This is a genomic window from Stenotrophomonas sp. 2YAF26 (assembly GCF_052114625.1).
GTDB lineage: Bacteria > Pseudomonadota > Gammaproteobacteria > Xanthomonadales > Xanthomonadaceae > Stenotrophomonas > Stenotrophomonas indicatrix.
The window spans coordinates 139,394-165,936 of the sequence record NZ_JBFRFC010000003.1 but is presented as its reverse complement, the minus strand read 5'-3'; the positions used below and the strand labels follow the sequence as shown (position 1 = coordinate 165,936).

The 26,543-nt window shown below is 66.9% G+C and carries 28 protein-coding genes; 10 read left to right on the top strand and 18 right to left on the bottom strand.

All coding sequences use genetic code 11. The features are described 5' to 3' along the window. Nucleotides 1-61: 61 nt before the first annotated feature. Nucleotides 62-1,063, bottom strand: coding sequence for a KpsF/GutQ family sugar-phosphate isomerase (locus AB4Y98_RS04780; RefSeq protein WP_442243880.1), 1,002 nt, complete (start codon nucleotides 1,061-1,063; stop codon nucleotides 62-64). A gap of 54 nt (nucleotides 1,064-1,117) precedes the next feature. Between AB4Y98_RS04780 and AB4Y98_RS04775 the strand changes: the two genes are divergently transcribed. The 3 genes from AB4Y98_RS04775 to AB4Y98_RS04765 are packed head-to-tail and all read left to right on the top strand — an operon-like array spanning nucleotide 1,118 to nucleotide 2,955. Continuing rightward, on the top strand, nucleotides 1,118-1,348 hold the full coding sequence (locus tag AB4Y98_RS04775; RefSeq protein ID WP_025874014.1) for a BolA family protein: 231 nt from the start codon (nucleotides 1,118-1,120) through the stop codon (nucleotides 1,346-1,348). A gap of 21 nt (nucleotides 1,349-1,369) precedes the next feature. Then, nucleotides 1,370-2,644, top strand: coding sequence for a UDP-N-acetylglucosamine 1-carboxyvinyltransferase (gene murA / locus AB4Y98_RS04770; RefSeq protein WP_251471993.1), 1,275 nt, complete (start codon nucleotides 1,370-1,372; stop codon nucleotides 2,642-2,644). Next, the gene (locus AB4Y98_RS04765; protein WP_025874012.1) at nucleotides 2,641-2,955 is read left to right on the top strand and encodes a hypothetical protein; all 315 of its coding nucleotides are present in this window, start codon (nucleotides 2,641-2,643) and stop codon (nucleotides 2,953-2,955) included. Before murA ends, AB4Y98_RS04765 begins: the two co-directional genes overlap by 4 nt. Before the next feature lie 113 nt (nucleotides 2,956-3,068). Here AB4Y98_RS04765 and AB4Y98_RS04760 read toward each other — a convergent pair whose 3' ends face one another. From AB4Y98_RS04760 to purM, 7 genes are all read right to left on the bottom strand, one after another. Continuing rightward, nucleotides 3,069-3,752, bottom strand: coding sequence for a DUF3108 domain-containing protein (locus AB4Y98_RS04760; RefSeq protein ID WP_025874011.1), 684 nt, complete (start codon nucleotides 3,750-3,752; stop codon nucleotides 3,069-3,071). Between the two features lie 2 nt (nucleotides 3,753-3,754). Further along, the gene (locus tag AB4Y98_RS04755) at nucleotides 3,755-4,552 is read right to left on the bottom strand and encodes a DUF3108 domain-containing protein (protein WP_394196262.1); all 798 of its coding nucleotides are present in this window, start codon (nucleotides 4,550-4,552) and stop codon (nucleotides 3,755-3,757) included. Between the two features lie 68 nt (nucleotides 4,553-4,620). Further along, the gene (purN, locus tag AB4Y98_RS04750; protein WP_394196260.1) at nucleotides 4,621-5,277 is read right to left on the bottom strand and encodes a phosphoribosylglycinamide formyltransferase; all 657 of its coding nucleotides are present in this window, start codon (nucleotides 5,275-5,277) and stop codon (nucleotides 4,621-4,623) included. Further along, nucleotides 5,274-5,885: a DUF2238 domain-containing protein gene (locus AB4Y98_RS04745; protein WP_394196281.1), complete on the bottom strand. Its 612-nt coding sequence runs from the start codon at nucleotides 5,883-5,885 to the stop codon at nucleotides 5,274-5,276. The genes purN and AB4Y98_RS04745 overlap by 4 nt, the downstream gene beginning before the upstream one ends. A gap of 94 nt (nucleotides 5,886-5,979) precedes the next feature. Further along, complete coding sequence (locus AB4Y98_RS04740; RefSeq protein ID WP_428701576.1) at nucleotides 5,980-6,402, bottom strand: hypothetical protein; 423 nt, start codon at nucleotides 6,400-6,402, stop codon at nucleotides 5,980-5,982. Then, a complete protein-coding gene (locus AB4Y98_RS04735) occupies nucleotides 6,399-6,896 on the bottom strand; it encodes a hypothetical protein (protein WP_442243879.1) in 498 nt (165 codons plus the stop codon). The genes AB4Y98_RS04740 and AB4Y98_RS04735 overlap by 4 nt, the downstream gene beginning before the upstream one ends. Before the next feature lie 22 nt (nucleotides 6,897-6,918). Then, complete coding sequence (gene purM / locus AB4Y98_RS04730; RefSeq protein WP_164280434.1) at nucleotides 6,919-7,977, bottom strand: phosphoribosylformylglycinamidine cyclo-ligase; 1,059 nt, start codon at nucleotides 7,975-7,977, stop codon at nucleotides 6,919-6,921. Nucleotides 7,978-8,089: 112 nt separating this feature from the next. On the opposite strand from purM, the gene AB4Y98_RS04725 reads away from it, so the two are divergent. From AB4Y98_RS04725 to hda, 3 genes are read left to right on the top strand one after another with little or no spacing between them, the layout of a single operon-like run. Next, the gene (locus tag AB4Y98_RS04725; RefSeq protein ID WP_442243878.1) at nucleotides 8,090-9,217 is read left to right on the top strand and encodes a DUF2066 domain-containing protein; all 1,128 of its coding nucleotides are present in this window, start codon (nucleotides 8,090-8,092) and stop codon (nucleotides 9,215-9,217) included. Beyond that, nucleotides 9,214-10,386, top strand: coding sequence for an AI-2E family transporter (locus tag AB4Y98_RS04720; protein WP_080149494.1), 1,173 nt, complete (start codon nucleotides 9,214-9,216; stop codon nucleotides 10,384-10,386). The genes AB4Y98_RS04725 and AB4Y98_RS04720 overlap by 4 nt, the downstream gene beginning before the upstream one ends. After that, nucleotides 10,386-11,093, top strand: a complete 708-nt coding sequence (gene hda, locus AB4Y98_RS04715; RefSeq protein WP_032977533.1) for a DnaA regulatory inactivator Hda — start codon at nucleotides 10,386-10,388, stop codon at nucleotides 11,091-11,093. The genes AB4Y98_RS04720 and hda overlap by 1 nt, the downstream gene beginning before the upstream one ends. 728 nt (nucleotides 11,094-11,821) lie before the next feature. Here hda and murU read toward each other — a convergent pair. The 4 genes from murU to AB4Y98_RS04695 form a co-directional block, all read right to left on the bottom strand. Next, nucleotides 11,822-12,532, bottom strand: coding sequence for an N-acetylmuramate alpha-1-phosphate uridylyltransferase MurU (murU, locus tag AB4Y98_RS04710; RefSeq protein ID WP_442243877.1), 711 nt, complete (start codon nucleotides 12,530-12,532; stop codon nucleotides 11,822-11,824). 11 nt (nucleotides 12,533-12,543) lie between these two features. Beyond that, complete coding sequence (locus AB4Y98_RS04705) at nucleotides 12,544-13,569, bottom strand: aminoglycoside phosphotransferase family protein (RefSeq protein WP_032975827.1); 1,026 nt, start codon at nucleotides 13,567-13,569, stop codon at nucleotides 12,544-12,546. 65 nt (nucleotides 13,570-13,634) lie between these two features. Next, nucleotides 13,635-13,904, bottom strand: coding sequence for a GlsB/YeaQ/YmgE family stress response membrane protein (locus AB4Y98_RS04700; protein WP_025874000.1), 270 nt, complete (start codon nucleotides 13,902-13,904; stop codon nucleotides 13,635-13,637). Nucleotides 13,905-13,974: 70 nt separating this feature from the next. Beyond that, the gene (locus AB4Y98_RS04695; RefSeq protein ID WP_080149492.1) at nucleotides 13,975-15,468 is read right to left on the bottom strand and encodes a M20 family metallopeptidase; all 1,494 of its coding nucleotides are present in this window, start codon (nucleotides 15,466-15,468) and stop codon (nucleotides 13,975-13,977) included. Between the two features lie 198 nt (nucleotides 15,469-15,666). Here AB4Y98_RS04695 and AB4Y98_RS04690 point away from each other — a divergent pair, with 198 nt between their 5' ends. From AB4Y98_RS04690 to AB4Y98_RS04675, 4 genes are all read left to right on the top strand, one after another. Next, the gene (locus AB4Y98_RS04690; RefSeq protein ID WP_025873998.1) at nucleotides 15,667-15,993 is read left to right on the top strand and encodes a ComEA family DNA-binding protein; all 327 of its coding nucleotides are present in this window, start codon (nucleotides 15,667-15,669) and stop codon (nucleotides 15,991-15,993) included. 337 nt (nucleotides 15,994-16,330) lie between these two features. Further along, nucleotides 16,331-17,398: a L,D-transpeptidase gene (locus tag AB4Y98_RS04685; RefSeq protein WP_105164937.1), complete on the top strand. Its 1,068-nt coding sequence runs from the start codon at nucleotides 16,331-16,333 to the stop codon at nucleotides 17,396-17,398. 17 nt (nucleotides 17,399-17,415) lie between these two features. Continuing rightward, nucleotides 17,416-18,141, top strand: a complete 726-nt coding sequence (locus AB4Y98_RS04680; RefSeq protein WP_442243876.1) for a murein L,D-transpeptidase catalytic domain family protein — start codon at nucleotides 17,416-17,418, stop codon at nucleotides 18,139-18,141. Nucleotides 18,142-18,175: 34 nt separating this feature from the next. Next, on the top strand, nucleotides 18,176-18,784 hold the full coding sequence (locus AB4Y98_RS04675) for a HutD/Ves family protein (RefSeq protein ID WP_032975832.1): 609 nt from the start codon (nucleotides 18,176-18,178) through the stop codon (nucleotides 18,782-18,784). Nucleotides 18,785-19,036: 252 nt separating this feature from the next. Here AB4Y98_RS04675 and AB4Y98_RS04670 read toward each other — a convergent pair whose 3' ends face one another. From AB4Y98_RS04670 to AB4Y98_RS04645, 6 genes are all read right to left on the bottom strand, one after another. Then, nucleotides 19,037-20,641: a sulfite reductase subunit alpha gene (locus AB4Y98_RS04670; protein ID WP_394196251.1), complete on the bottom strand. Its 1,605-nt coding sequence runs from the start codon at nucleotides 20,639-20,641 to the stop codon at nucleotides 19,037-19,039. Next, nucleotides 20,638-21,609, bottom strand: coding sequence for an FAD:protein FMN transferase (locus tag AB4Y98_RS04665; protein WP_442243875.1), 972 nt, complete (start codon nucleotides 21,607-21,609; stop codon nucleotides 20,638-20,640). The genes AB4Y98_RS04670 and AB4Y98_RS04665 overlap by 4 nt, the downstream gene beginning before the upstream one ends. A gap of 55 nt (nucleotides 21,610-21,664) precedes the next feature. Then, the gene (locus tag AB4Y98_RS04660) at nucleotides 21,665-22,468 is read right to left on the bottom strand and encodes a DUF4198 domain-containing protein (protein ID WP_394196247.1); all 804 of its coding nucleotides are present in this window, start codon (nucleotides 22,466-22,468) and stop codon (nucleotides 21,665-21,667) included. A 116-nt stretch (nucleotides 22,469-22,584) separates the two neighbouring features. Next, nucleotides 22,585-23,103, bottom strand: a complete 519-nt coding sequence (locus AB4Y98_RS04655) for a DUF2271 domain-containing protein (RefSeq protein ID WP_394196245.1) — start codon at nucleotides 23,101-23,103, stop codon at nucleotides 22,585-22,587. 40 nt (nucleotides 23,104-23,143) lie between these two features. Continuing rightward, complete coding sequence (locus AB4Y98_RS04650; protein WP_442243874.1) at nucleotides 23,144-23,779, bottom strand: PepSY-associated TM helix domain-containing protein; 636 nt, start codon at nucleotides 23,777-23,779, stop codon at nucleotides 23,144-23,146. Nucleotides 23,780-24,027: 248 nt separating this feature from the next. Continuing rightward, nucleotides 24,028-26,448 (bottom strand): TonB-dependent receptor domain-containing protein, encoded by a 2,421-nt coding sequence (locus tag AB4Y98_RS04645; RefSeq protein ID WP_442243873.1) that lies wholly within the window; start codon nucleotides 26,446-26,448, stop codon nucleotides 24,028-24,030. Between the last annotated feature and the right edge of the window lie 95 nt (nucleotides 26,449-26,543).

Here is a 26,543-nt window from a genome sequence, read left to right as displayed (position 1 = left end):
CATCGGACTCGGTGGTTGCGGGCTCGTTGGTACAGACTGAATGGGGTCTACGGACTGTCGGTTAAACCACCCGGGCCCGCAACAGGTCATGAATGTTCAGGGCGCCGACCGCGCGGCCCTGGCTGTCGACCACGATCAGGCCGGTGATCTTGTGGGTTTCCATCAGCCGCGCAGCCTCCACCGCCAGCTTGTCGGCGCTGATGGTGCGCGGTTGCCGGGTCATCACATCGGCGATCCTGGCGGTGCGCACGTCCAGGTCGGTGTCCAGGGCGCGGCGCAGGTCGCCGTCGGTGAACAGGCCGATCAGCACGCCCTGGTGGTCGACCACGGCGGTCATGCCCAGGCGCTTGCGGCTCATCTCCATCAGCGCTTCGCTGAGGCTGGCGCCGACATCGACCTTGGGCAGGTCCTCGCCGGTGTGCATGACGTCGGTGATGTGCAGCAGCAGGCGGCGGCCGAGGCTACCGGCCGGGTGCGAGCGGGCGAAATCGTCCGCGGTGAAGCCGCGTGCGTCCAGCAGGGCCACCGCCAGGGCGTCGCCCATCGCCAGCGAGGCGGTGGTGCTGGAGGTGGGCGCCAGCGCCAGCGGGCAGGCTTCGGCCGGCACGCTCACATCCAGGTGGAAATCGGCGGCGCTGGCCAGGCTCGACTGCGGGCGGCCGGTCATGGCGATCAGCACATTGCCCTGGCGCTTGAGCACCGGCAGCAGCATCAGCAGCTCATCCGATTCACCCGAATAGGACAGGGCCAGCACGACGTCATCCTCGGTGATCATGCCGAGGTCGCCGTGGCCGGCCTCGCCCGGATGCACGTAGAACGCCGGGGTGCCGGTGGAAGCCAGGGTGGCGGCGATCTTGCGCGCGACATGGCCGGACTTGCCCATGCCGGTGGCGACCACCCGGCCGCGGCTGCCCAGGATCGCCCGGCAGGCCTGCTGGAAGGCATCGCCGAGGCGGTCGGCCACGGCGTCCAGCGCCTGCCGTTCGATCTCGAACACGCGCCGGCCACTGGCGACCAGGGCGGCAGGGTCGGCGGAACGGGGGGGCAACAGGGATTCGGCCATGCGGACGCCACGCAGCGGAAGTAGAATGGACGCACATTTTATTAGGAAAGCCCGTTGGACGCCGACACCATCCGCAATCTGATCGAAACCGGCCTGCCCGGCGCCCGCGCCGACGTACAGGGTGACGATGGCGTGCATTTCGAAGCGACCGTGGTCAGCGAGGCCTTTGCCGGCAAGCTGCCGCTGGCCCGCCACCGGATGGTGTATGCCACTCTGGGTGACCTGATGGGCGGCGCGATCCACGCGCTCGCACTGAAAACCGTGACCCCGGCCGAAGCCGGCTGAACCGCAGAAGATCCCCAATACATGGCCAAGATCGTTGTGACCGGCGGCGCTGCGCTGCACGGTGAAGTAAGCATCTCCGGCGCCAAGAACGCCGTCCTCCCCATCCTGTGCGCAACCCTGCTGGCCGACGCGCCGGTGGAGATCACCAACGTGCCGCATCTGCACGATGTGGTCACCACGGTGAAGCTGCTGGGCGAACTGGGCGCGAAAGTGACCATCGACCAGGGCACGCTGTCGCGCGGCAGCGCGATCGTGGTCGACCCGCGTTCGGTCAACCAGCATGTGGCTCCGTATGAGCTGGTCAGGACCATGCGTGCCTCGATCCTGGTGCTGGGCCCGCTGCTGGCCCGCTTCGGCGCCGCCGAAGTATCGCTGCCCGGCGGCTGCGCGATCGGTTCGCGCCCGGTCGACCAGCACATCAAGGGCCTGCAGGCACTCGGTGCCGACATCGTGGTCGAGAACGGCTTCATCAAGGCCACCGCCAAGCGCCTGAAGGGTGGCCACTTCACCTTCGACATGGTCAGCGTGACCGGTACCGAGAACGTGCTGATGGCCGCAGTGCTGGCCGAAGGCACCACCATCCTCGACAACGCGGCGATGGAACCGGAAGTCACCGACCTGGCGCACTGCCTGATCGCTCTCGGCGCGAAGATCGAAGGCCTGGGCACCGCCCGCCTGGTCATCGAAGGCGTCGAACGCCTGTCCGGTGGCCGCCATGAAGTGCTGCCCGACCGCATCGAAACCGGCACCTTCCTGGTGGCCGCAGCGATGACCGGTGGCAAGGTCACCGTCAACCGCGCGCGCCCGAACACCATGGACGCGGTGCTGGCCAAGCTGGTGGAAGCCGGCGCGACCATCGAGACCACCGAAGACAGCATCACCCTGGACATGCACGGCAAGCGGCCGAAGGCAGTCAACCTGACCACCGCGCCGTATCCGGCGTTCCCGACCGACATGCAGGCGCAGTTCATGGCGCTCAACTGCGTGGCCGACGGCGTGGGCGTGATTAATGAAACGATCTTCGAGAACCGTTTCATGCACGTCAACGAGCTGCTGCGCCTTGGCGCGGATGTGCAGGTGGAAGGCCACACGGCCATCGTGCGTGGTCACGAGCGCCTGAGCGGTGCACCGGTGATGGCAACCGACCTGCGCGCGTCCGCGTCGCTGATCCTGGCCGGCTTGATGGCCGATGGCGATACCACCATCGATCGCATCTACCACCTTGATCGCGGCTACGAAAACATCGAAGAAAAGCTGTCTTCGCTCGGCGCCACCATCCGGCGCGTGGCCGCATGATCCTGCGCGGCAGGTTCAGCCGTCGCCGCAAGGCGCTTCTGGTGCTGGTGCTGATCGTGCTGGCGTGGCTGGGCTATGCCTGGTACGCCAACATCGCCATCACCAAGGGCATCGAGCAGAAGGACATGGACTGGAATGGCGACGGCACGGTGACCCGCGACGAGATCATCCAGTCGTTCTACGCGGTGGCGGTCAACGACAGCCAGGACGGCAACCGCCATTGCCGTACCTTCGTGCGTCGATCCACGGGCGAGCAGATCCGGGTGGACTGCCGCACCGAGTTCAAGCCGGCGGAAGAAACGAAAAAGTGAAAAAAACGCCCGCGAAAGCGGGCGTTTTTTCTGGGACATCCATCCACGCATGGCGTGGATCTACTTTGCGTCCCAGTAGATCCACGCCATGCGTGGATGGCGCGCATCGTCGGTCAGTTCATCGCTTTGATGGTCAGGTCCAGCGCATCGCGGCCGCTCTCACGCTGCAGCATGCGCGCCGGCACCGGGAACTCCGGCACGATCCAGGCAATCAGCTCCTTGTTGCCGTCGACGCGCGAGACCTTGGTCGCCTCGTAGCTCTTGCCGCCAACGGTGACCGATTCCTTGCCCACCACGCGGTAGGTCATGTTCTTGATGCGGCCCTCGTCGACCATGCGATAGGTCAGCGGCTTGCCGGCAGCCAGGTCGCGGGCGATGGCCAGGTTGATCAGCAGCGCGTCCATGTCGCCGGCCTTCAGGGCGATCGGTCCGGCGCGGTCAGGCTTGATGTCGCCGGTCCAGGTGGCCTGGTTGCTGGTCCAGTTGTAGTTGGCCTGCACATTGCGCTTTTTCACCAGCAGCGCAGAGCGGTCCTGACTGCTGAGCGGACGCAGCTGCCCACGCACTTCCTCGAACACGGTGGTCTGGCTCAGGTCCGCCAGCTGGTTCTTGACCTGCAGGCTGTAACGCCACTTGTTGGTGCCTTCGCTGGCCAGGGTCATGCTGCCGTTGGCCTGCATGCCCATGTAGCTGGCGAGGTAGTCGGCCTTGAACGGCTGCAGGGCCATGGCCGGCAGGCTGGCCACCGACAGTGCGGCAGCGGCGATCCAGGTCAGGGGGCGGGTCAGGGTGTTCATGCTCAGACTCCTTGGTATTCGATCAGGCGCAGATCGACGCGATCTTCGCCGTCTTCACGTTGCAGGATGCGCACCGGGGTGGGGACACCGTTGGCGATCCAGAGAATGGTTTCATTGTTGCCGCCGTTGGTGCGATACACCCGCAGCGCGTTGTAGGACAGGTCGCCGACCTCGACGTTCTCGGTCTGCGGCGCGGCCTGGTAATCGTGCTGGCGCACCTTGCCCATGTCGACGTAGCGATAGTGCATAGCCGCGCCGGGACGCGCGTCGCGCATGATCGCCAGGTTGATCAGCAACGCGCTCTGGTCGCCGGCCTGCAGTGGAATCGGCTGGGCGCGCTTCTTTTCCACGTCGCCGCTCCACTGCGCGGTGCCGGCCTGCCAGTTGTAGGTGCCGACCGCCTTCTTGCCAAGGAACAGGCCCTTGCGCACCGTGCTCTGGCTGAGCGGCGCGTACACACCGCTGCGCTCTTCGAACACCGTGCTCTGCTCGATGTTCAGGCCGAGCACGCTGGCAAAGCCGCGGCGGCCGACCACCTGCATGTCCACCCGCCACTGGCTGCCGCCGGTGTGGGTCACCTGCATGGTCGCATCGCCTGCTTCCTTGCCCCTGTAGAACGCCTGATAGGTCGCGCTGAACGGCTGCAGCGGCGGCGGCTCCCAAGCCAGGGCGGGCAGCACCGGCGGTGCCACCTCGGCAGGTGCCGGCGCAGCAGGCGCTGTTGCCTGCCCCCAGCCCGCACAGGCGAGGACGGCAAGCGGCAGCAGCAGAGTTGTACGCAGCAGGGACGTGGTCTTCATGGCCGACAGGAACCGCAGGAGGGGAGCAGGATGCCAGCCCCGCAGTCAGCGGGGCGTGTGCACGGGCGTTACCGGTTCAGGTTTCCGGCGGAATCTAGAGCCAAGGGGCTAAACAGGGGGTGACCGTCGAACGTCGGCTGGCCTTCCCGTTCAGCCAGACGCCCCTCACAGAGCAGCTTCAGGGTGGCGATCAGCAGGGGATGCTCTACCGCAAGCACGCGTTCGGCCAGGGTCTGCGCATCGTCGCCGGCAAGCACCGGAACCCGGGCCTGCGCCAGCACCGCGCCGGCATCCAGTTCCGGCACCACCAGGTGCACGCTGGCGCCGTGCTCGCTATCGCCGGCCTCAAGCGCCCGTGCATGGGTGTGCAGGCCCTTGTGCAGCGGCAGCAGCGAGGGGTGGATGTTGACCAGGCGGCCATTGAACCGCTGCACGAAATCGGCGCCGAGGATGCGCATGTAGCCCGCGCAGACGATCCAGTCCGGCGTGGATGCTGCCAGCGCATCACCCAGTGCCTGCTCGTAGGCGGCGCGGTTGCTGAATTCCTTCGGCGCATGCCCCCAGCGCCGATCCGTTGCCACCCGCTCCAGGGCGGTCGCATCGGGACGATCGGAGAACACGCCGACAATCTCGGCCTGCAGTCGCCCTGCCGCGATGGCGTCGACAATGGCCTGCAGGTTGCTGCCGCGCCCGGATGCCAGCACGGCGATTCGGCAGATGCTCATCGCACCACGCTCCGGCGTACCAGCGGCCACAGCAGCAGGCTGCCCAGGGTCGCCAGCAGCATGTCCGCATGCGCGTCCCACATGTCGCCCTGCTGGCCGTTGTAGGCTTCGGCCGCTTCCGGCGACAGGGCAAGGGCGATGCCCCATTCCAGCCACTCATACACCAGGCTGGAGCACATCACCGCCATCAGTGACAGGGTGAATGCCTGGCCGATGCGCAGCGCAGGCCAGGAATGTCGCGCCAGCTGCAGCAACGCCGGGGTGAAGCAGACGCCATAGAGGAAGTGGATCAGGCGATCGAAGTGGTTGCGCTGCCAGCCAAAGGCCGCATCCGGCGACCATCCCAGCAGCGCCTGCAACCACGCGTCATACGGCACGTTGGAATACAGCCAGCGCGCGGCCACGCAGTGGATGGCGATGAAGCCGCAGATGGCGATGAACGCACCGTTGCCCAGCTGCCAGCGCCGGTCCACCCACCACAGGGCCAGCAGGCCGATCACCGTCAGCGAACTGTGCAGGGTCTGCTCGAGCGGCCACAGCGGATGGATCCAGGTTGCGGCGAATATGCCCAGCACTGCGGCCAGTGCGGCCTTCTTCGGTGCCGACAGTGAGTGGGTGGCGCGGTTGCGGGCGAGCGTGGGGGCAGCGGGCGTGGACATGTCGGGGCGATCAGCAGAAGAGACGGAACATGCGCTTGCCAGCTCAGACGCTGACGTGGTCGCCGCGGTCGAACAATGCAGCGATCTCCGGCTTGCGCAGGAAATACACCGCGTAGGCGGTCAGGGCCATGCCCAGTGGGCCGGCCATCACCGCTGCCCAGGCCGCGCCGCGACACCAGGCCAGGTGGCTGCGCTGGCCGAGCAGCCGCGCGGTGCGCAGTTGCAGGAGGCCCAGCCCGATGGCCAACAGCGACACCGCGCCGTACACCGTCGCCAGCACGGCGCCGTCATCCATTCCGCGTTCGAAGGCGACGATGCCGACAAAGCCGAGGAACACCAGCGCTGCCAGCCAATGGAAGCCGGCCAGCGCGTAGAACAGGATCTTCAGGTTGTGCAGGTGGCTTGCGGTCTGCAGGTCCGCCAAGGTCTGCCGTGGCAGCGGCGGTGGGTTCATTCCATCGTTCATGCCAGACCCGCCTGGCCAGCGAAGGCGGCCTTCACCTGCGGGCGCAGCAGCACGACCAGGGTGAACACGCCGAGGATGGTGCCGATGGGGGTGAACAGGCACGCCAGCCCCGCCACGATCATGCACAGCAGGTAGCGGCGCTGCTGCGACAGGCAGCGGCCGGCATAGGCCACGAAGCCTGCCAGGGTCAGCCCGCCGAGCACGATGCAGACGCCCATCACGGTGAACAGCCAGCCGACGAACTGCTGCTCTTCCGGCGATGACGGTTCACCGCCGGACTTCATCGGCAGCGAGCCGGACAGCATGGCGATGCCCAGCACGATGTGCAGGACGAAGACCAGCGAGAACACCGCCATCAGGCCAGCGACCACATAGTGGCCGATCGCCAGCTGGCGCAGCTGGGTGGCGTCCTGCGGGCCGAACACCGGCACGACCGGGTTCGGCGGCAGCACCGGCGGAGCCGGCGGCGTCGACAAGGGAGGAGGTGCGTCCATGCGGGTTCCTTTGTCCAGTGGATCAGGCGATGTGGACGCGTTCGCCGCCCTGGGCGGTGACCACCTGGCCGATCGTCCAGTGCTCCAGGCCTTCCGCCTTGACCGCAGCGGATACGGCCTCGAGCTGGTCCGCAGCGACGATCAGCACGAAGCCGATGCCGCAGTTGAAGGTGCGCCACATCTCGCTGTCGGCCACCGCGCCTTCCTTCTGCAGCCACTGGAACACCGGCGGCAGGGTCCACGACGAGGCCTGGATGTCCAGGCCGAGGCCTTCGGGCACCACGCGGATGATGTTCTCGGTCAGGCCGCCACCGGTGATGTGGGCCATGCCGTGGATGGCATCGCCGTGCGACTTCAGCAACGACAGGATCGGCTTGACGTACAGGCGGGTGGGGGCCATCAGCGCATCGACCAGCTTGACCCCGCCTTCCAGTTCCAGCTCGGCCGGGCGGCCGGCGCGGTCATAGATGCGACGGACCAGCGAATAGCCGTTGGAGTGCGGGCCGGACGAGGCGATGCCGATCAGCACGTCGCCGGCGGCGACATGGGCGCCGTCCTTCAGTTCGCTCTTTTCGACGGCCGCGACGGTGAAGCCGGCCAGGTCGTATTCGCCCGGCGCGTACATGTCGGGCATCTCGGCGGTTTCGCCACCGATCAGGGCGCAGCCGGCCTCGGTGCAGCCATTGGCGATGCCGCCCACGACCGCGGCGGCGGTGTCGATGTCCAGCTTGCCGGTGGCGAAGTAGTCCAGGAAGAACAACGGCTCGGCGCCCTGCACCAGCACGTCGTTCACGCACATGGCGACCAGGTCGATGCCGATCGTATCGTGGCGGTTCAGCTGGTGGGCCAGCTTCAGCTTGGTGCCGACGCCGTCGGTGCCCGACACCAGCACCGGTTCGCGGTACTTGTTGGACAGGTCGAACAGGGCACCGAAGCCACCCAGGCCGCCCATCACCTCCGGACGGAAGCTGCGCTTGACCAGGGGCTTGATCCGCTCGACCAGTTCGTTGCCGGCGTCGATGTCGACACCCGCGTCACGGTAGGTGAGGGGAGAAGGGGCGGAAGACGGGCTGTTGGTCACGGGCGTCGGCGCTGGCAGGGGTTGAATCGCCGATTTTAACAGGCCGCATTGGCGCAAAGGCCGTATTCGGGCAACAATTCCCCCCGGATACGTCGAGCCAATGGATGTCCTGATGCGCCGCAGCCTGTTTTTGACCCTGCTCCTTGCGCTGTGCCTGCCGGTGGCCACGATGGCCCAGAGCGGCATGCGAACCGAGGGGGATGTTGCCACTGCCAGTGGTGCGTACGAGGCCGAAGTGCCCGTCAACAGCCAAGCCGAGGCTGACCGCAACGGTGCACTTGCCCGCGCGTTGAGCGTGGTACTGGGTAAATTGTCCGGTGATCGCAGCGTCATGTCGCGCCCCGGCGTGGCGCAGGCGTTGCGCAATGCCAAGGATTATGTGGCCAGCTACGACTACAAGCAGGACCAGAGCGTGGGCGCCAGCGGTGCGCCGAGCTTCCGTACCCTGCTGGTCGCGCGCTTCCGCGAGGATGACGTGGACGGGCTGGTGTCGGCCCTGGGCCTGCCGCTGTGGCCGCAGCCGCGACCGAAGCCGGTGCTGTGGCTGGCCGTCGATGACGGCAGCGGTCCGCGTCTGGTCAGCGTGCAGCAGGCCAATGCCGCGCGGCCGTTGCTGAGCCGGGCCATCGAGCGTGGTTACAAGCTCGGCCTGCCCAGTGGTGGCGCCGCCGAGCAGGCCCTGGCGGGTGCCATCTGGCGCCAGGACAGCGCCGCTGTCGCCCGGGCCTCGTCGCGCTATTCGCCGCCGATGCAGCTGATCGGCAAGCTCTATCGCGCCAATGGCGGCTGGCAGGCGGACTGGGTGTTCGTCGACAACGGCCGTGAACTGAACAAGTGGTCCAGCAAGGACGCCAACGCGATGCGCGCGATGGCCGCCGGTGCCGATGGCGCTGCCGACGCGCTGGTCAAGCGTTATGCCAAGGCCGGTGCGGCCACCGGCCAGGCGGGCACCTACCGCGTGGTGGTGACCGGCATCAACAGCGCGGACGAATACCTGCGCCTGGCCGCTGGCCTGCGTGAAGTCGCGGTGGTGCGCAACGTCACTCCGCTGCGCGCGACCGCCGACCATCTGGAGCTGAATCTGGAACTGACCACCGGCCTGGCCGGCTTCAACCGCATGCTCGGCGACAACGGCGTGCTGGTGCCGTCGGCGACACTGCCGGCCCTGCCGACGCCGATCGACGATACGACCGGTGCACCGGCACCGGCGCCGGTCAGCAATGAGTACCGCCTGCGATGATCCTGTCCCCGGAAGCGGAAATCGCGCAGTTCCTGCGGCGGCTGAAGTTCATCCTGCTGGCCGGCCTGATCGGCTGGGTCGTGTGGCTGCTGGCACCGATCCTGACGCCGTTCGTGCTGGCGCTGGCCCTGGCTTGGCTGGGCGATCCGCTGGTGGACCGCATCGAGGACACCGGCCGCTCGCGCATGACCGGCGTGGTGCTGGTGTTCGTGGCAATGGTGCTGGTGATCGTCGCGCTGCTGCTGGTGCTGGTGCCGATGATCGAGCGCCAGATCAGCACCCTGATCGCCGCGGCTCCGCAGGCGCAGGCCTGGCTGATGGAGAAGGGCATTCCCTGGTTCGAGCAGAAGACCGGGCTGGAAGTGATGCAGTGGATGGATCCCGACCGTGTGATCGAATGGGTGCGCAGCCATTGGCAGCAGGCCGGCGGGTTCGCCACGACCTTCATGGGCTACGTATCGCGCTCGGGCTTCACGGTGGTGACCTGGGTGGTCAACCTGTTGCTGCTGCCGATCCTGGCGTTCTACTTCCTGCGTGACTGGGACAAGCTGGTCGAACGCGTGGCATCGGTGATCCCGCGCAACCAGATCGGCACGATCACCACGCTGGCACGTGAATCCAACGAGGTGCTCGGCGCCTTCATCCGCGGGCAGTTCCTGGTGATGCTGGCGCTGGGCGTGATCTATGCCGGTGGCCTGTCGCTGGTCGGGCTCAAGCTGGGCCTGCTGATCGGCCTGATCGCCGGCCTGATCAGCTTCATTCCCTACCTGGGCGCGACCACCGGCATCCTGATGGCGATCGTGGCTGCGCTGGTGCAGGCGCAGGGGTTCGACCTGAAACTGCTGATCCTGGTGGGCGTGGTGTTTACCGTTGGCCAGCTGCTGGAGAGCTACGTGCTGACCCCGCGCATCGTCGGCGACAAGATCGGCCTGCACCCGGTGGCGGTGATCTTCGCGGTGATGGCCGGTGGCCAGCTGTTCGGCTTCCTGGGCATGCTGCTGGCGCTGCCGGTGGCGGCGGTCAGCAATGTGCTGTTGCGCTATGCGCACCAGCGTTACCGCCAGAGTGAGCTGTACGCCGGCGAGAAGCCCGCGATCGTGCTTGATGGTGTGATCGACCAGCCCCATATCATCGTGCCTGGCAATGACAAGGGTCCGGAACTGAAGTGATTGGTGTGCCGCAACTTCCGCTGGCCCTGCATTACCCGCGGGACCAGCGGCTGGAAAGCTTCATCGGCGCGCCGGACGGCGCGCTGGCGCAGCTGCATGCCATCGCGGTAGGGGCCAGCCACGACTGGGTGTACCTGGAAGGCGCGGCCGGCACCGGCAAGACCCACCAGGCGCTGGCGATGTGTTCCAGCGCCGAGCAGGCCGGGCGCCTGCCGACCTATGTACCGCTGGCCAGCGTGGTCGGCCGGGTGCGGGTGGCGCTGGAAGGGCTGGAGCAGCGCGAGCTGGTGGCGCTGGATGGCCTGGATGCGGTGGCAGGCAATCGTGAGGACGAAATCGCGCTGTTCGATTTCCACAACCGCGCGCGCGCTGCCGACGTGACGGTGCTGTACACGGCACAGAAGTCGCCGGGCGAACTGGGCCTGGTGCTGCCGGACCTGCGCTCGCGCCTGGGCCAATGCGTGCGCGTGCTGCTGCAGCCGCTGGACGAGGAAGGCCGCGCGGCGGTGTTGCGCGAGCGCGCGCTGCGCAGGGGGCTGGCGATCGACGAGGCCGCCATCGAGTGGCTGCTGTCGCACACCGGTCGCGAGCTGGGTGGGCTGATCACGTTGCTGGACTGGCTGGATCGCGAATCGCTGGCGGCGAAGCGGCGGATCACCGTGCCGTTCCTGCGCCAGGTACTGGAAGAAGGCCGTCCCCGCTACTGAGGGATGTTGTCCGGCAGGGCTGCGCCCTGCACCCGCCGAAGCAACGTCAACGTCAAAAGCTGGCTTCCTGAGGGATGGCGGGGCGGCTCAGGTTGCGGGGGACGGCGCAAGTACGTCCATGTAGCCTCGGTCGCGCCATCCATGGCGCTCACGCCCCCGCAACCTGAGCCACCCCGCCTTCGACAGGTTCCCGCGATCTGGTGTGTCGGCGTTCTGCACTGCTGTTGGTGGGTGTCGACCTTGGTCGACACGTGTCTTGCTTGTGGTGGGTGACGACCGTTGGTCGTCACCAGAGCGAAGCGACCCGCTTCTGCTTTTCCTTCTTTTCCGTGGCTGGACGCACACGCAGACTGTCAGAGGCCGGGCGGGTGGGCCATGCAGGGGCGTTGGCGCCATGATGGCGACAAGTAGATCCACGCCATGCGTGGATGAGACTTTCCGGGGAAGGACTGCCTTGGATCCGACGTTCTCTGCTTGTGGTGGGTAGCGACCGTTGGTCGTCACCAGAGCAAGCGCAGCGAGGCGACCCGCTTCTGCTTTTTTCTTTCTTCCGTGGCTGGACGCCCACGGAAACTGTCAGAGGCCGGGCGGGGTGGGTTGCGCAGGGGCGTGAGCCGCATGGATGCGGCGACCGAGCTTACATGGACGTACTTGCAGCGTCCCCTGCGCAGCCCATCCCGTCCGGCCAAGCAAGGCTTCTGCTTCAGATGCGACCAACCACGACGGGCTCAGCCGTTCGCGGCCAACTCCGCATCCAGCGCATGCAGGCGATCAACGGTCCCGACATCGGTCCAGCGCCCGCGATGATGCTGCCCCGTCATCAACCCCTGTGCCATGAAATGCTTCTGCAACGGCACCACCGAAAACTTCGGTGGCACACGCTCGCTGCCCGGTGCCTCACCGATCACCGCGCGCCAATCGGCCACGATCGAAGGACGATAGACGCCGATGCCCGCATAGGTCAGGCACGGGCCTTCGCGGTCATGGTGCAGCACACCGTGCGCGTCCAGCCGGTAGTCGCCATTGGGGTGCTGCGCGGGGTTGTCGACCAGCACCAGATGCGCTTGGCCGGCCGGTTCACGCGGCAGCGTGGCGAAATCGAAATCGGTCCAGATATCGCCGTTCACTACCAGGAACGGATCGTCCCCCAGCACCGGCAATGCATTGAGGATGCCGCCACCGGTTTCCAGCGGGGTATCGCCTTCGTGCATGAAATGCAGGCGCAGGCCCCACTGGCTGCCATCGCCCAATGCGGCCGGGAACTGCTCGGCGAGCCACGCGGTATTGATCACCACGTCGTGAATGCCGAGCGCAGCCAACCGCTCCAGATGCCACGCGATCAGGGGTTTGCCGGCCACTGCCAGCAGCGGCTTGGGCGTGTGCAGGGTGAGGGGGCGCATGCGCTCACCCAGGCCGGCGGCGAAAATCAGTGCCTTCATCGATGCGGCCTTCAGCGCTGCACGCGCATCGGCGCGGCCAACTCGGCCAGTGCCGGTTTGATCCGCGTTTCCAGCAACTGCTGCAGGGGCGCCAGTTCGCGATAGCGCGGCAGCACTTCATCGAGGTAGGCGATGAAGCGCGGCGCATCGTCCAGGTAGTGGCCCTTGTTGTCGCGATAGCGCAGGCGGCAGAACAGGCCGAGGATCTTCACGTGGCGCTGGATGCCCATCCAGTCGGCATCGCGCAGGAAAGTGGCACGGTCGGGTACCGGCAGGCCGGCATCGCGTGCGCGCTGGTGATACTGCGCCAGCCATTCGTCCACGCGCTGCAGCGGCCAGCTCAGGAAGGCATCCTTGAACAGACTTACCGCGTCGTACGCGATCGGGCCACGCACCAGGTCCTGGAAATCCAGCACCGCCGGGCCGCCATCCACCGGCATCAGGTTGCGCGGCATGTAGTCGCGGTGGGTCATCAGCTGGGCCTGGCCCAGCGCGTTGTCCATCAGCCGACGGTGCACCAGCTGCAGGCCTTCGATCTCGCCGCAGTCCAGTTCAAGGCCAAGATGGCGTTGCAGGAACCACTCGTCGAACAGGCCGGCATCACGCTGCAGCAGCGCTTCGCCGAACTGGCCGAAATCGGCCGGCACCGGAATGGCTTGCAGGCGCAGCAGCTGATCGATGGATCGGCTGAACCACGCGTCGGCATTGCGTTCGTCGAGGATCTTCGCCAGCGTCGGGCCGCCCAGGTCTTCCAGCAGCAGGAAGCCGGCGTCGAGGTCCTGGGCAAGCAGGGCGGGCACGCGCAGGCCGTGATCGTGCAGCAGGCCGCGCATGCGCAGCCACGGCGTGGGGTCTTCCAGCCCCGGCGGGGCGTCCATCACGATGTGGCTGCCGCGCTGGCTGGTGGTGCGCCAGTAGCTGCGCATGCCGGCGTCGACCGAGGCGCGTTCGACCACGGTGTTGCCGTCGTCAAGCTGGGTACGGGCCCACTGCAGGCGCTGTGCGCTGCGCTGGGGATCAGAGGCGGGTTCGGTCATGCAGGCATATCCGGGCGCGCCGGGCGCGCCAACGTCGGGGGCAGAATGAGAAAAGAGAGGGCGGCTCAGCGGCGGCCGCTGAACAGGCGCAGGATCGCCAGCACGACGACCGCACCCAGCACCGCGCCGAGGAAGCCGGCCGGTTCACCGGGCGCGTACCAGCCCATGTACTGGCCGAACCAGCCGGCCAGCAGCGCGCCGATGATGCCCAGCACGATGGTCAGCAGGCAGCCCATGCGGTTGTTGCCGGGCATGAAGAAGCGTCCCAGCAGGCCGACGAAGAAGCCGACCAGGATGATGTAGAGCCAGCTGGTGCTGCCAAACAGACCGTTCATGCAATCAGTGCTCTCGAAGGATGGACGCAGCCTAGCAAGGCCGGGCTGCGTCCGTCACGGTGTGTCTGGATCAGCAGCAGCCGTGGTCGCCGTGGCGGGTGCCGCTGTCGGCAGCTACCGGCGAACCGCTGGTCTCGCCACGCAGGCTTGCCGCGTAGTGCTCGCTGATCACCTTGGACACGCACGAGGTGACCTTCTTGCCCATCGGAATGTGCAGGAACTCGTTCGGACCGTGGGCGTTGGAGTGTGGGCCGAGCACGCCGGTGATCATGAACTGGGCGCCCGGGAACTTCTCGCCCAGCATGCCCATGAACGGGATCGAGCCGCCTTCGCCCATGTACATCGCCGGCTTGCCGAAGAAGGTCTGGCTGGCATCGTCGATGGCCTTGGTCAGCCACGGTGCCATCGCCGGCGCGTTCCAGCCGGTGGAGGCCTTTTCCAGGTCCAGGGTGACCTGCGCGCCGTTCGGCGGATCGCGCAGCAGCGCTTCCTTCAGCAGCTCGCCGCAGGTCTTGCCATCGGCGGTCGGCGGCAGGCGCAGCGACAGCTTCACCGCAGTATGCGGGCGCAACACGTTGCCGGCCGATTCCAGCGGCGGCATGCCGCCGATGCCGGTCACCGACAGGGCAGGGCGCCAGGTGCGGTTGAGCACCAGCTCGGTCAGGTCGTCGTTCATCGGCTTGAGGCCGTCGACCAGCGGGAATTTTTCGAAGATCGCGGTATCGACCACGTCGGCGGCGCGCTTGGCCTGTTCCAGGCGCTCGGCCGGAATCTCCACGTTCATGCCGTCGATCAGGATGCGGCCGGTGTCCTGGTCCTCGATGCGCGACAGCAGCTGGCGCAGCAGGCGGAAGCTGGACGGCACCACGCCGGAGGCATCACCGGAGTGCACGCCTTCGTTGAGCACCTTCACCGAGAAGTTGCCGCCGGTCAGGCCGCGCAGCGAAGTGGTGCACCACAACTGGTCGTAGTTGGCACAGCCCGAATCCAGGCAGACCACCAGCGACGGCTTGCCGATGCGGTCAGCCAGATGGTCCACGTAGGCCGGCAGGTCGTAGCTGCCCGACTCTTCACAGGCTTCGATCAGCACCACGCAGCGGGCATGCGGCAAGCCCTGGGCCTGCAGTGCCAGCACGGCGGCCAGCGAGCCGAAGATGGCGTAGCCGTCATCGGCACCGCCACGGCCATACAGCTTGTCGCCGCGCAGGACCGGGGTCCACGGGCCCAGGTCGTCGTCCCAGCCGGTCATCTCCGGCTGCTTGTCCAGGTGCCCGTAGAGCAGGATGGTGTCGTCGCCGGTTTCGGCGCCGGTAGCCGGAATTTCCAGCAGAATCAGCGGGGTACGGCCTTCCAGGCGCACCACTTCGACCTTCAGGCCGGGCAGGTCCTGGGCCTTGGCCCAGGTTTCCATCAGGGTGACCGCCTGCTCCATGTAGCCGTTCTGCACCCAGTTGGCGTCGAACATCGGCGACTTGTTGGGAATGCGGATGTAGTCGACCAACTGCGGGACGATTTCGCTGTCCCACTTGTCATTGACGAATTGGCCGAGCTTGGCGCTGTCCATCTGAAACTCCGGTTGCATGGCTGATCCGTCCATTCTACGCCTCGGCCAAGGGTAGGGTTTTCCCTACATCACGTCGGGTATTTGGCTGGCTTTTAGAAATCCGTGAAACCTATACGCTGTGTGCATGTGGTGACGGACACTGTTTCGACCGACGGGATTGCCGGTCGGGACGGTCAGAACCACAAGGAGATACACGTCGTGCCTTGGTTTGTCGTGTTAAGGGCGCTGGTGCTGGGAATGTGGATCGCGGGAGCGCAAGCTGCCGAGCCGATCGACATCAACCGGGCCGATGCCCAGGCGCTGCAGCAGGGATTGACGATGGTCGGGGCCACCAAGGCAGCGGCGATCGTCGAGCACCGGCGCAGACACGGCCCGTTTCACCGCGTCGAGGACCTGACGCAGGTGAAGGGGATAGGGACATCGATCGTCGAACGGAATCGACGACGGATCACCGTTGGCAACACGATGTTGCCTGCGGATCCGGTACCCGGATCGGTACCGGTGCGAACCGTACCCAGGCGCTGACAACAGGAATCGTCGGAATCTGCAGGATGCAGGTTCAATGGCTGCGGACAGGATGGCTGCAGCCGCCGACCGTCGCAGGGATGCGGCACCAATCACCAGGATGGTGGCATCACAGACCTGTGGAAGGGGCTGAGATACAAACAGGACAGACGCGGCCGCGTGCAGGACGCAACGCCGCCCCCGCTTCGCAGGATGCGAGGGGGTGGCAGCAGGCCGACAGGGACGTGACGATTGCCCGGTACGACACATGGCTGTGTCGCCGGGCAATTTCTTTTGGCGCGGCTGCGACGTGCCCATGGTGTACGGTGGGGCCTTCGCATGGAATGGAACCTGCTGGATGCACCTGCACCGTTTGACCTTGATGCTCGCCGTGGCCTTGGCACTGCCGTGCGCCGCACAGGCGGCCGCCCCCTCCAAGCCTGTCGTGGCCACGACTTCCGAAGTACGCGGGCCGACCGACCTCAAGCCGGGCGAGTACCTGTGGCATCCGGAAGTCTCGCCGGCCGGTCCGATCGTGCTGGTGGTGAGCCTGGATGAGCAACGGGCTTACGTGTACCGCAATGGCATTGCCATCGGCCTGACCACGATCAGCTCGGGCAAGACCGGCCATGAGACGCCGACCGGTGTGTTCACCATCCTGCAGAAGGACAAGGACCACCGCTCCAACCTCTACAACAGCGCACCCATGCCGTACATGCAGCGGCTGACCTGGGACGGCATCGCCCTTCACGGCGGCAGCCTGCCCGGGCACCCGGCCTCGCATGGCTGCGTGCGCCTGCCGCAGGCCTTCGCCCAGAAGCTGTTCAGCGAAACCAAGCGCGGCGATACGGTGGTCGTGGCCGATGCCAAGAGCGCGCCGATGACGCTGGCCTATCCGGCGGTACTGGCGCCGGTGAATGCACGCGGCCAAGCCCTGCCGGAAGGCGAGGGCGGAGCTCCCGACAAGGCCTGGTGGGATGATGCGGCGGCACCCAGTGGCCAGGTCGGCATCCTGGTCAGCCTGCACGACCAGCGCCTGTACGTGCTGCGCGATGGCGTGATGATCGGTGAGTCGCCGCTGAAGGCCGACGCGCTGCCAGCGTTCCAGGGCACCACCCTGTTCGTGATGGGCCAGGGCTACAGCGATACGCCCAGCCCGCTTGATGCACAGCAGCGCCTGCACCAGTGGACGGCGTATCCGCTGCTCGGCCAGGACCGCGCCCAGGCCACGCCGGACCTGCTGGCCACGCCGTCGTTGCCGATGGCCCTGCCGGCCGATTTCGCCCGCCAGCTGTACCAGGTGCTGGTGCCGGGCACGACCCTGCTGGTGACGTCGCTGCCGGCGGTGCGCCCAAGCGCGGCTGAATCGGGAATGCAGCCGGTCTTGGAATCAGAGCCGCCAGCGTCCACCCTCAAGGGATCCTGAGACCTCCCTACGTGCCCATGTCTGCTTCCCGCCTGTGCCGGCTGGCCGCCCTTGGCCTGCTGGCAACCACTGCCAGCGCCCCGGCCGGGGCACAGACGCCCATTGCCGCCATCAGCGCCGACGACCTCGCCGCGCAGCTGGCACGCACCGCGCCCAAGGCGGACCGTCGGGTTCTGCAGTTGGCTGCCCACGCCATGCGCTGCGCACTGCAGCGGCCGGAGCTGGGAGTCAGCAGTGAACGCCTGAGCGTGATCGATTACTCGCGGCCGTCCACCGAGCCGCGGATGTGGGTCTTCGACCTTGCCCGCCAGCGGCTGTTGTTCGAGGAGTGGGTGGCGCACGGCCGCAACAGCGGCGAGAACCGCACCCAACATTTCTCCAACCGCGATGGCAGCTTCATGTCCAGCATCGGTGCGTTCACCGCGCAGGAAACCTACATGGGCGGCAACGGCTATTCGCTGCGCCTGGCAGGGTTGGAGCCGGGGTTCAATGATCGTGCACGCGAGCGTGCCATCGTCATCCACGGTGCGCCGTATGTGAATCCGTCCACTGCGCAGTTGCAGGGGCGGTTGGGGCGCAGTCTGGGCTGCCCGGCGGTGCGGTTGTCGGTGGCCAAGCCGCTGATCGACGCGTTGCGAGGCGGCACGATGGTGTTTGCTTACTACCCCGACAAGGACTGGCTCAAGCACTCACAGCTGCTGGGCGGCGATTGCGGTACGGCTGCGGGTCTTGCAACGCGTTGATGCGTTGCGTCGCGCGGCATGATGCAATGCGCGCATGAACATCGACTCCCTGCTGCAGACCCCGAGCCAGGTGATTTCCAGCCTGGACTACCGCCGCGAACGCTGGCGCAACGGCCTCGGCTGGACCCGCGAGATCCTGCGGTTGCCAGCGCAGGGCGATGATTGGGCGTTGCGCCTGTCGGTGGCCGAGATCGAGCAGGACGCCGCGTTTTCCGCATTCCCGGGTGTCGAGCGCGAACTGGTGCTGCTGCAGGGCAACGGCGTGCGCCTGCGTTTCGAGGACGGCCGCGTAGCCGAGGTGCTGCCACCTCATGGGCGCGTGCGTTTTGCCGGTGAGGCTGCGCTGCACGGCGAGCTGGTGGACGGCACCACCCACGATTTCAACCTGATGTGGAAGCGCGGACTGCTGCAGGCCGAGCTGCTGCACCGTCCACTGGTCGGGCCGATGTTCTTCTTCTGCGAGCCGGGCGTGGCCTGGGCCCTGCACCTGTTGGGCGGGCAGGCCACGTTCGGCGCGGACAGCGGATTGCCTGCGATGCAGGCCGGCGATACCGCGTGGTTGGCCGCCGGTGAGCGTCAGCGGCATGCATTGCAGGGCGGCGGCGAGTTGTTGGCGATACGGGTGAGCGCGGCGGGCGGCTGAGCCAGCGTCGGCGCCCGGAGGCAATCATCCACGCATGGCGTGGATCTACTGCAGCATGGTTGTCACCCTGGATCCGCGTAGATCCACGCCATGCGTGGATGCAGCAGCCGATATCGCAGCAGGGTGCCAACAAGGGATCGCCGCCAGCCGTTCAGTAGATCCATGCCATGCGTGGATGCAGCAGCCGATATCGCAGCAGGGCGCCAACAAAAGTTCGCACCCACCAGGAGGCAATTCGCCCCAAACGTTCGCTCAATACACGTCGCGCCGGTAACGACCGGCCAGCAGCAGCGCTTCCTTGCCGTCGGCACCGAGCACCTGCTCGATCACCGCATCCACTGCCGGGGCCATGCCCTGCAGGCTGCCGCAGACCAGGATCGTCGCGCCGTCATCGACCCACTGCCGCAGCGTGGATGCTTCGGCCAGCAGGCGATCCTGCACGTAGCGATGTGCGCCGCCATCACGGCTGAATACCGTATCCAGGCGGGTCAGCGTGCCGCCGCCGAGCATCGCCTGCAGTTCATCGCCGAAGTGGAAATCATGCGCAGCCGAGCGTTCGCCGAACAACAGCCAGGTGCGGCCACCGCCAACGCGTGCGCGTTCGTGCAGGTGTGCGCGCAGGCCGGCGATACCGGTGCCGTTGCCGATCAGCAGCAGTGGAACGTCGGCGGCGACGCCATGGAAATTCTCGTTGCGGCGCAGGCGCATCTGTACCGGCCCGCCGATGACGGCGTGGTCGCACAGCCAGCCACTGCCGATGCCCGGCGTGCCATCGGCACGCAGCTGCCGGCGCAGCAGCAGTTCCACCGCGCCGTCGTCCATCACCGAGGCGATGGAGTATTCGCGATGTGGCAGGGGCTGCAGTGCCGCCAACAGCCCAGGCAGATCGCCTGCTGCAACCAATGACGGCAGGTGCGAGCGCGCAACGCGGGCGAGCAGCGTAGCGTCGTCGTCCAACACGGTGTCCGCATCGAAGCCCTGCGTCTGCAGCCAGTCGCGCGTACTCTGTTCGGCATGCTGCGGACCGACCTCGGCGATGTCACCGGCCTGCCACTGCGCGCCGCTGCCGGTCGGGGGCTGCAGGCGCAGCCAATAGACCGGACCACCGGCGCTGCCGGGGTTGAGGTGGGTACGCTGCAGCAGCGTCCACGGCTGGTACTCGGCCGGTGTCCAATCGGGAAGTTCGCTCGCGTCGCCGCCGAGCTGGCCAAGCAGTTGCTGCCAGTGGCGCAGGGCAGCTGGATCGGCGTTGTCGACTTCAATGGCATCGAACAGCGGATGTGCTCCGTGCTGGCGCAGCCAGTCGTGCAGCTGGTGGCCGAACGCGCAGAAATGCCCGTAGCTGCGATCACCCAGTGCGAGCACGCCGTACTGCACGTGGTGCAGCGGCGGCGGCGTGCCCATCACCTTGCGCAGGAAGGGCAGGGCATGGTCGGGTGCATCGCCTTCGCCGGTGGTGCTGACGATGAACAGTGCACGCGCGCTGCCCGCCAGCAGGGGGGCATCGACTTCGTGCAGACCGCGCAGGCGCACCGACATGCCGGCCGAGCGCAGAGCCTGCGCACTGCGCTCGGCCAGTTCGCGGGCGAAGCCGGTCTGGCTGGACCAGACCAGCAGCATCGGTGGGTTGCCGCCTTCGGACGTGTCGTCGTGCGGACGGCTGCGCCACCACAGCACGCCACACGCCAGCAGATACAGCGCGGTGGCGGCGAGCGCGATGCCCCATTGCCGGGCCGGCGGCGCACCCTGCCACCACGCTTCGCCCAGGTGCAGACGCAGCAGTGCCCCGCCGATCACGGCCAGCAGGGCCAGTACCATGACGTTGCCAACGGTCGCGCGCGGGAAACGCATGCTCATCCAGCCTGCTCATCCAGCAGCTGCTGGAAGGCACTGCTGAGGGTTTCGCATGGGCCATCGGCGGAGCGTTCCAGGTAGCGCACGGCCAGCCCTTCGCGTTCTGCCAGGGCGATGCCCGCGTCGCGACCGAGCACGGTCAGCGCGGTGGCCCACGCGTCAGCGTGCATCGCGTCGCTGGCGACCACGGTGACGGCGGCTGCGACCTGCCGTACCGGCGTGCCGCTGCGCGGGTCAAGGCTGTGGCTGTAGGCCACGTCATCGTCGTGATAGTGGTGCCAGCGATCGCCGGAGGTGGCCACCGCCTTTCCGTCCAGCGCCAGGACACGCGGTGGCGTTTCGGTGTGGGCATCTTCTTCCGGCGCCGACTCCACCAGCACGCGCCACGGCTGGCCGTCGGGCTTGCGGCCGTAACCGGCCAGTTCCCCACCGACTTCAATCAGTGCGGCATCGACACCCTGGCCGCGCAGCCAGGCAGCGACGTGGTCGACACCGAAGCCCTTGGCGATCGCCGAAAGATCCAGCTCCAGGCCACCGGGCTGCAGCAGCGCATCCTCCTCCCAGTGCAGGCGCTGCCAGCCGCAGCGTGCACGGGTTGCCTGCAACGTGGCGGCATCGGGTGCGCGCCGTGCGCCGGCATGGGCGCCGAAGCCCCACAGCGCCACGAGCGGGCCGACGGTGGGGTCGAACGCACCGCCGCTGGCTGCAGCGATGGCCTGCGCGCAGGCCAACACATGGCGTGTTTCGATGGGAAGCACGAGGTACTGACCTGCGTCGGCACGGTTGTAGCGGCTCAGGTCGGAACCCGCTTCCCAGGTGCTCATCTGTGCGACCACTTCATCCAGACGTGCCTGGATGCCAGCATGCAGTGGATGCAGGTCGCGCTGGCGCGGTACGACCAGTGACACGCTCCAGGTGGTGCCCATGGTGGTGCCGCCCAGCCGGGTGATGTCGAGTGCGGTAGAGGTCATCGGCATGCGTGGCAGGCTGCGATACCAGGGCGTGCCGGGTATCGCAGCGCTGTCTTTACTGCGGCAGCACTTCCAGCGTGGCGACGTAGCTGAGGCGGCGCTTGGCGGCCTGCTTGACCGAGGTCTTCTTGTCCTCGGTGCCGGTTTCCAGCCAGTACATGCCGGCTTCCGGCCAGGTCACCTTGATCTCGCCCTTGGCGTCGCTGGTCAGCTTCTGCTCGTCCTGCGCGTTGCGGTAGCGGGTGCCGCCGCGCACGATCTCGAACTCCAGGCCTGCGGTCGGCTTGCCGTCGACCAATACGCGGAAGGTGGCTTCCTCGCCGGCGAACAGGTCGTTCGGGTGACCGACGGCCACCAGTTCGATGCCGCGGTTGGTCGGCTTCAGCGCGGTGTCGTTCGGCGCCCCGTTGGTGACGAAGGTCTCCACGCGGCCTACCGACTGGCTCACTTCCAGCTTCTTCGCATCCTTGGGCAGTTCGCCGAAGGTAGCGGCGGTACCGCGCCAGCGCTTGCGCTCGCCGTTCAGCTCATAGGTGGCCGACAGGCCGTCGTTGACCGAGGCGATGCGGTAGGTGCCCTGCTGCTTCAGCTCGAGGTCGAACACGCTGCGGTACTTGCCGGTGGCCGCGTTCTGCGCCTGCACGGTGCTGCCATCCGGGGCGGTGATCACCACCGATTCCAGGCGCAGCGGCACGTGATTGAAGTAGAACAGGTCGTTGGAGACCGCACCGTCGACGGTGATCCACGGCGCGTTGCCGGCGATCACGGTCTGCGAGGGCAGCAGCCAGGCCTTGTGGGCCAGGGCAGAGAAGGGAAGGGCAGCGGCCAGAGCGGCGGCGAGGACGAGCGTGCGCTTCATGCGGAAGACTCCAGTTGGGAGGGAGCGGATCCCTTTCCAACGGAAAGGGCTCTGACCCCGAGGGTAGGGCGATGGGGTCAGAGCCCTTCCTGCGGAAGGGATCCGACCCCACTCAATCAGGGTTTGACGGCGAGGGTGACCTGGCCCAGTTCGGTGGCGCCCTGCGCGCGGCCGTTCTGTGCGGCGCTGGCCGGCCAGGTGAAGGGGATCTTCAGCAGTTCACGGCCGCCGACTTCGCGCACCGCTTCCACCACCAGGGTGTAGTTGCCCGGGGCCAGCTGCTTCAGTGCCGGCTGCTTGTCGTTGAACGACAGCGCGTGCTTGCCGGCCGGGCGGGTCGGGCCGGTCACGCCGTCCACCGGCACCTGCAGGGTGCGACCGCTCTTGCGCCACCACTGGCGCAGGTCGGGCAGCCACTTGGTGCCATGGCCTTCGCTGTTGCTGGTCTGCTGGTACCAGACCGACAGGTTGGCGGCGACCTTCTGGTCGGCGCCTTCCAGCCACACCGCCACGTACGGGCGGTGGTATTCGGCCACGTTGAGCTTGGGCACTTCGACGTTGATGTCGAGGGTGGTGGCGTAGGCCGGCGAGGTGGCCAGCAGGCCGCTTAGGGCGATGGTCAGGGTGACGCGCATGGGGCGGCTCCGGAAGAACGGATGGAATACACGGTGGAAGTCAGTGGATCAGCAGCAGGGCGATCAGCAGCGGGATCATCAGGCCCAGGCCGACCAGTGGCCAGGTCATGCGCCGCTGCCGCGCATGCAGGTGCAGCAGGAACAGGCCGGTGATGCAGAACACCAGGCAGGCCACGGCGAACACGTCCAGGAACCAGCCCCATGCGGGGCCGGCATTGCGGCCCTTGTGCAGGTCGTTGAGATAGGACACCGCGCCGCGCGAGGTGGATTCGTACTCCACCGCGCCGGTTTCGCGGTCGATGCTCAGCCAGGCGTCGCCGCCGGGGCGTGGCAGTGACAGATAGATTTCCTCGGCCGACCATTCGGCGGGTCGACCGCCGATGGAGATGCCCAGCTGATCGTCGAGCCATTGCCGGGCCGGGCGTGGCAGTGGTGCATTGCCGTCCTCGCGGGAGCCCAGACCGCCGAGCAGTTCCGTCGGCAGTTCCAGGTGCTGGTTCTGCACCTGTGGCTTGGYCTCGATCTTCGCCGCATGGTTCAACGTCAGACCGGTCACCGCGAACAGCAGCATGCCGATCAGGCAGACCGCAGAGCTGATCCAGTGCCACTGGTGCAGGGTACGCAGCCAGAAGCCGCGGCTCTGCTGCTGCACGGTGGAAGATGCGGGACGGCTCACGGCACGGTTCGGGACGGATGAATACTGGCCATTACATCATTGATGAGAATTGCTCGCAATTAGATGTCGTTGTGTATCTCTGAAGGGGTAGTGCCGGCCGCTGGCCGGCAATCCCATGACACCTGAAAACATCGCGCGGTTGCCGGCCAGCGGCCGGCACTACCACTACCACTACCGCTGACCGGTAGATCCACGCCATGCGTGGATGGAGCGGTGCCGACCAAGGTCGGCACCCACCAGAGCGACGATCAGAACTTCGCGTTGAGCGAGATCCAGTAGCTGCGTCGCTGGTCCTTGGTGGCGTAGTCGTCCACGCAGTTGTATTCGCTGGGGCTGGTCAGCAGGCACGACTGCGAGACGAAGTTCTTGCCGAACAGGTTGTTGACTCGCGCGTTGACCGTCAGCCACTGCGTGGCCTTCCAGCTGCCACCGAGGTGGAAGATGGTGTAGTCCTCGTAGTAACGGGTGTGACTGGCACCGGCGGCATCGAGGATCGTGTCGCGGTAGCGGTCGTAGCGGCCTTCGCCGATCAACGACAGGCTGATGGCGTCGTTGAGCTGCCAGTTGAGGCTGGCGTTGGCCATGTGCTTGGCCGGCATGGTGCCGGTGATCGGCAGGCCCTTGCCGGAACCGGCGGTCTGCTCGCTCTTGGTCCAGGTGTAGTTGCCGCGCAGCTGCAGGGTGTCCAGCAGGTCGACGTGGCCGGCCAGTTCTGCGCCACGTGTCTCGGCCTTGTCGATGTTCACGCTCTGGGTGAAGGTGCTGTAGCCCAGCGAGGCCCAGCCCGGGCCGATATCCACGCAGTAGCCGCTGCCTGCAGGTGCCACCTCGCAGTTGGGGAACGTGCCGCCGCTGGCGATCTTGTCTTCGAACTTGTTGATGAAGCCGGTGACGTTGAAGCCCCAGCGCTGGCCCTCGTAGTACGCAGCCAGCTCGTAGTTGGTGCTGGTTTCCGGCTTCAGGTTGGGCGAACCCACCAGCGGCAGCACGCCTTGGCCACCGAAGCCGGTGATGCCGGGGAACAGCTGGTCCGGACGCGGGGTCTTGTAGCCGGTGCTGACGCCGCCCTTGAAGGTCCACGCATCGGTGGCATTCCAGACCAGGTAGCCGCGCGGGCTGAGATGGCTGCCGAAGATGTTGTGGTCGTCATAGCGCAGGCCGAAGGTGGCGGTCAGGGTGTCGGTCAGCGACCAGTTGTCCTCGGCGAACAGCGCCCACATGCGGTGCTTCTGCCTGGTGTTGCTGCGGTAGCCGGCGCCATCCATGCCGAACACGCCGTCCACCATGTCGGTGTCGTTGTACTGGCCGCCCACGGTCAGCTTGTGCGCGCCGAAGTCCAGGTCGAGCAGGGTGTCCAGCACGTAGCCTTCCAGCTCCATGGTGCGCAGCGGTCGCGGCAGGAAGGCCTGAAGACGCGCCTGTTCGCTGGCGTTGAGTGCGCCCAGCGCGTTGTTGCGGCCGGCGGCACAGTTGTTGGCGGCACCGGTGCGGCGGCAGACGTCGTTCCACAGGGTCTGCAGGCCGGCGCGCTCGTCCAGCGTCAGCGGCAGCGAGCGGCCGAGGTTGTTGCTCTTGCTGTGGGTCAGCGAGGTCTGCCAGGTGCCGAAGCTGTAGCGACCCTGATGGGTCAGCGACAGCTGGTCACGCTCATAGCGCTGGTAGGCGGTGTAGCCCACGCGCGGCTGCACCACGCGGCGGGTGACGGTGCCGTTGCCATTCGGGTTCGGAATCACCGCGTTGCCCACGCGCCACAGGCTGGCCAGGCTGTCCAGCGTGCCGGTCTGGCCCTCGCTGTTGTCGTACTTCTGGCGTGAGACGTCGTAGTCCAGCCACAGCTCGTGATCGTCGTTGACGTGGAAGTTCAGGCGCACGCCGGTGTTCCAGTTGGTGTTGGCCACCGACTTGCCGCCGCCACCGAAGCCGATGCTGCGTTCCCACAGCGTGCCGTCGGGCAGGGTCAGTGCGTCCCATTCGGGATTGGATGCCTTGGCGTCGTAGTAGCTGCCGCGCACGGCCAGACCCAGGCGATCCTTGACCAGCGGGCCGCTCAGGTACACGTCGGTGCTGCGCGCATCGCCGAACTGATCGTCCTGCTGCACGGTGAAGCCCTGGGTGACTGCGCCGTGCCAGCTGTCCTGGTTGCGGCGGGTGATGATGTTGATGACGCCACCCATCGCATCCGAGCCGTACAGCGTGGACATCGGGCCACGCACCACTTCGATGCGCTCGATCGCATCCAGCGGCGGCAGGTAGGCGAACTGGCCACCGCCGAAGTTGTTCGGATACAGCTGGCCGGCGTTGCTCTGGCGGCGACCGTCGATCAGCACCAGGGTGTACTCCGACGGCAGGCCGCGCATGGAGATGGTGGCGCGGCCGTTCTTGTCGGTGGCTTCCAGGCCGACGTCGATGCCTTCGACGTCGCGCAAGGCGTCGACCAGGCTGGTGTAAGGGCGCTTGCTCAGCTCTTCGCGGCTGACCACGCTGATGCTGGCCGGTGCATCGACCACCTTCTGCTCGAAACCGGAGGCGGTCACCACCACCTTGTCCAGCGTCTGCGGCGCGCCGCTGGCGGCACCATTGGCGTAAGCGGGCGCCGCGACCGCAGCCAGCACAGCGCTGGTCAACAGATGTCGGGACAGGGACGAACGGACACGATGGCGCTGGGCCATGGCAGATACCTCGAAGGATGTAGGGCAGCGCGATGCAGGGCGCGGAACGCGCACGGCAGGGCAGGGATGGCCCGGTCAGGGGCGGCAGGGGCGAA

Bases quoted from the DNA above. Each gene is read 5' to 3' on its own strand.
- AB4Y98_RS04780 (WP_442243880.1), bottom strand. From the start codon at position 1,063: ATGGCCGAATCCCTGTTGCCCCCCCGTTCCGCCGACCCTGCCGCCCTG.
- murA (WP_251471993.1), top strand. From the start codon at position 1,370: ATGGCCAAGATCGTTGTGACCGGCGGCGCTGCGCTGCACGGTGAAGTA.
- AB4Y98_RS04765 (WP_025874012.1), top strand. From the start codon at position 2,641: ATGATCCTGCGCGGCAGGTTCAGCCGTCGCCGCAAGGCGCTTCTGGTG.
- AB4Y98_RS04760 (WP_025874011.1), bottom strand. From the start codon at position 3,752: ATGAACACCCTGACCCGCCCCCTGACCTGGATCGCCGCTGCCGCACTG.
- AB4Y98_RS04755 (WP_394196262.1), bottom strand. From the start codon at position 4,552: ATGAAGACCACGTCCCTGCTGCGTACAACTCTGCTGCTGCCGCTTGCC.
- purN (WP_394196260.1), bottom strand. From the start codon at position 5,277: ATGAGCATCTGCCGAATCGCCGTGCTGGCATCCGGGCGCGGCAGCAAC.
- AB4Y98_RS04740 (WP_428701576.1), bottom strand. From the start codon at position 6,402: ATGAACGATGGAATGAACCCACCGCCGCTGCCACGGCAGACCTTGGCG.
- AB4Y98_RS04735 (WP_442243879.1), bottom strand. From the start codon at position 6,896: ATGGACGCACCTCCTCCCTTGTCGACGCCGCCGGCTCCGCCGGTGCTG.
- AB4Y98_RS04725 (WP_442243878.1), top strand. From the start codon at position 8,090: ATGCGCCGCAGCCTGTTTTTGACCCTGCTCCTTGCGCTGTGCCTGCCG.
- AB4Y98_RS04720 (WP_080149494.1), top strand. From the start codon at position 9,214: ATGATCCTGTCCCCGGAAGCGGAAATCGCGCAGTTCCTGCGGCGGCTG.
- murU (WP_442243877.1), bottom strand. From the start codon at position 12,532: ATGAAGGCACTGATTTTCGCCGCCGGCCTGGGTGAGCGCATGCGCCCC.
- AB4Y98_RS04705 (WP_032975827.1), bottom strand. From the start codon at position 13,569: ATGACCGAACCCGCCTCTGATCCCCAGCGCAGCGCACAGCGCCTGCAG.
- AB4Y98_RS04700 (WP_025874000.1), bottom strand. From the start codon at position 13,904: ATGAACGGTCTGTTTGGCAGCACCAGCTGGCTCTACATCATCCTGGTC.
- AB4Y98_RS04695 (WP_080149492.1), bottom strand. From the start codon at position 15,468: ATGGACAGCGCCAAGCTCGGCCAATTCGTCAATGACAAGTGGGACAGC.
- AB4Y98_RS04685 (WP_105164937.1), top strand. From the start codon at position 16,331: ATGCACCTGCACCGTTTGACCTTGATGCTCGCCGTGGCCTTGGCACTG.
- AB4Y98_RS04680 (WP_442243876.1), top strand. From the start codon at position 17,416: ATGTCTGCTTCCCGCCTGTGCCGGCTGGCCGCCCTTGGCCTGCTGGCA.
- AB4Y98_RS04675 (WP_032975832.1), top strand. From the start codon at position 18,176: ATGAACATCGACTCCCTGCTGCAGACCCCGAGCCAGGTGATTTCCAGC.
- AB4Y98_RS04670 (WP_394196251.1), bottom strand. From the start codon at position 20,641: ATGAGCATGCGTTTCCCGCGCGCGACCGTTGGCAACGTCATGGTACTG.
- AB4Y98_RS04665 (WP_442243875.1), bottom strand. From the start codon at position 21,609: ATGACCTCTACCGCACTCGACATCACCCGGCTGGGCGGCACCACCATG.
- AB4Y98_RS04660 (WP_394196247.1), bottom strand. From the start codon at position 22,468: ATGAAGCGCACGCTCGTCCTCGCCGCCGCTCTGGCCGCTGCCCTTCCC.
- AB4Y98_RS04655 (WP_394196245.1), bottom strand. From the start codon at position 23,103: ATGCGCGTCACCCTGACCATCGCCCTAAGCGGCCTGCTGGCCACCTCG.
- AB4Y98_RS04645 (WP_442243873.1), bottom strand. From the start codon at position 26,448: ATGGCCCAGCGCCATCGTGTCCGTTCGTCCCTGTCCCGACATCTGTTG.